Below are 2,551 nucleotides of genomic sequence, written 5' to 3'. Positions count from 1 at the left end.
GACATACAATTTACTTATGTATGTCGGAATTTAAAGAGACTTTTTCAGCAGCCTCATGGAAAATCCGTTTTTTTTTATTGGAATGGGTAACATCCGCTTCATCAGCAGGAAGCGGATCGAACTGTTCCTTTCCTTACCGGAATGTGTAGCGCAGCCAGATGGCTCCGTCTGGATAGGACTGGACATGATCGAGATGAAGCTTGAAAGGTTTTCGATCCATGGGAAGTCCGTCAAATACAGCCCGCATTCCATTGTGGCCGTCGATGGCCGGTCCAAGAAGGATGCTTACTTCATCAAGCAGTCCCGCATCCAGAAAGGCGCCATTAATCGTACCGCCGCCAACGACTACCATCCGTCCTACATGGAATTCGTCTTTGAGAATTTCGCAGACGCGCGGCAGATGGATCCGGTCTTTTCCGCAGGCAATCCAGGAAATATTTTCGAATCGAGATCGTCCAGATAATCTTTCCTCCCCTGTTCAGAGACCACAATCAGCAGGGGATCTTCCAGATCTTTCGCTTTCGGCCAGAGCAGCGTTCCGTGGGTATCGAGGACGATTTCATAATGATCTGTGGTCTGGTTTTTGGAAAAGGCAGTTTTACCGATGGACGGTGCATCTTTTGCGCTCTCAAATTTTCCAGGCAGAGCCATTTCCAGTTCGGCAGTCACCCGTCCGCTCACATGTGAAGGGGTGTCTAGAGCCTCGAGCGTTTCATAATATTCGTCCGAACCGTCAATGGAGGCGGTAATGGCACAGTCGATGCGTCCATCGAGGGACATCATCATATGGCAGAGGATATAGGGCTTGTTCATTTCTTTCTCCTTGTCTTTGATCTTTTCTCCGGATCCGTCGGATCTGCATCTTCCCGAGAGGGAATACAAAGCCGGTTTCGATCGCAGAGAGTTTTCCTTATCTATATCGTACGACCTGAAGCTTGCTTCAGGTCAAGCACGGTCTATCTGGCTGCCGCAAACTGATCAAAGGGGAAATGACTTACGCGGATATGTATCCAAAGAAAAGAAAACTCCTCCGGATTGGAGGGCCAGAGGAGCAGAGACGAAAATTGAAAGTATGGATAAAAGTAATTTGGATAAATAAGGTTTTGGATAAGGAATGGATTGGATTCGTTTAGAACTCTGGTGATGCGAGATTTCAAACAGGGATCAGGCGTCTGGATACAGATCGGTAGAGAGGTAGCGGTCTCCGCTGTCCGGCAGCAGAGCAACAATTGTCTTGCCTTTGTTTTCCGGACGGCTGGCTACCTGTTTGGCTGCCCATAATGCGGCACCAGAAGAAATACCGGTCAGCAGGCCTTCTTTCGCGGCCAGTTCCCGTGCACTGTCATAGGCGGCCTCGTTGGAGACTTCGATCAATTCGTCATAAATGTCACTGTCGAGCGTTTCTGGGACAAAGCCGGCGCCGATGCCCTGAATTTTGTGAGGACCGGGCTTTCCGCCAGCCAGTACAGGCGATCCCGAAGGTTCGAGAGCGATGATCTGGATATCCGGATTTTTTTCCTTGAGGTATTTGCCGGTACCGGAGATCGTTCCGCCTGTACCTACGCCGGAAATGAAGATGTCGACTTTGCCGTCGGTATCTTCCCAGATTTCCGGACCCGTGTGTTCGTAATGCGCTTTTGGATTAGATGGATTGTCAAACTGATCCGGCATGAAGCTGTTCGGAATTTCCTTGAGCAGTTCTTCGGCTTTGGCAATGGCGCCTTTTGTACCCTGAGCACCGGGCGTTAAAACGACCTGGGCGCCGAACGCTTTCATGAGCTGACGGCGTTCTTTGGACATCGAGTCCGGAAGAACGATAATCGTCGGATAGCCTTTGGCAGCCGCGATGGCGGCCAGGCCGATTCCGGTATTGCCGGAGGTCGGTTCAATGATGGTTGTGCCAGGTTTGAGGCGGCCGTCTTTTTCGGCATCTTCAATCATCTTGCGCGCAATTCGGTCTTTGACAGATCCCGAGGGATTAAAATACTCCACTTTGGCGAGAATTTTTGCATCCAGGCCGTTCTCTTTTTCGATGTGCGTGAGTTCAACGAGCGGGGTGTGTCCGACCAGCTGATCGGCAGCGGTATAGATCTTGGACATAGCGGGGGTCCTCCTTCTGAACAGGTTTCAAACCGTTCCTGTATGTCGTTCCTGTATGTATGGTTACGGATTTTGTGCATGGAATGAATTGACATGCCCAAATCTTCAATCCGATCGAAAACGAGCATGGCGCAAGCATAATCCAATAAACCTACTAAATCAATAGGTTTATAAAAGGCTGGTTTGTTTTAATAAAAAACGCTTAAGAAAATCCGAAAGAAAGCGAATTCCAGAAAATGCAAAAAAAAGCCCAGTTTAAGGGATATAAAACATAAAACGGGCGAAGCTTTCGCTTTAAAAACGTTTGACAGGTAAAGGAAGGGTTGAAGGAAGAAAAATGGTCGGTCCAACAGGAAAAATTAAAATATATCAACAGAAGCATTTTTTATACACCGAAAAGCAATGCTGTTCACTTAAGCTTCACAAGCTCACTTACAAATCAGGTTAGTTC

3 protein-coding genes are annotated in these 2,551 nt (G+C 48.2%); all 3 read right to left on the bottom strand.

What is annotated here, in order from left to right:
* Window positions 1-133: 133 nt before the first annotated feature.
* The 3 genes from Q2J39_RS10585 to cysK all read right to left on the bottom strand — a co-directional run bounded on the left by Q2J39_RS10585 (window position 134) and on the right by cysK (window position 2,100).
* On the bottom strand, window positions 134-400 hold the full coding sequence (locus Q2J39_RS10585) for a dihydrofolate reductase family protein (protein ID WP_255658384.1): 267 nt from the start codon (window positions 398-400) through the stop codon (window positions 134-136).
* Entirely contained in the window at window positions 358-813 is a 456-nt protein-coding gene (locus tag Q2J39_RS10580; protein ID WP_230268421.1) for a hypothetical protein, read from the bottom strand. Before Q2J39_RS10580 ends, Q2J39_RS10585 begins: the two co-directional genes overlap by 43 nt.
* A 351-nt stretch (window positions 814-1,164) precedes the next feature.
* A complete protein-coding gene (gene cysK / locus Q2J39_RS10575) occupies window positions 1,165-2,100 on the bottom strand; it encodes a cysteine synthase A (RefSeq protein WP_288340656.1) in 936 nt (311 codons plus the stop codon).
* Window positions 2,101-2,551: the final 451 nt, after the last annotated feature.

Source organism: uncultured Allobaculum sp. (assembly GCF_948576815.1).
In the GTDB taxonomy this organism is placed as follows: domain Bacteria; phylum Bacillota_I; class Bacilli_A; order Erysipelotrichales; family Erysipelotrichaceae; genus Allobaculum; species Allobaculum fili.
Note: the sequence above shows the minus strand (reverse complement) of the source record. Positions and strands in the feature narration are given on the sequence as shown.

Bases quoted from the DNA above. Each gene is read 5' to 3' on its own strand.
- Q2J39_RS10580 (WP_230268421.1), bottom strand. From the start codon at position 813: ATGAACAAGCCCTATATCCTCTGCCATATGATGATGTCCCTCGATGGA.
- cysK (WP_288340656.1), bottom strand. From the start codon at position 2,100: ATGTCCAAGATCTATACCGCTGCCGATCAGCTGGTCGGACACACCCCG.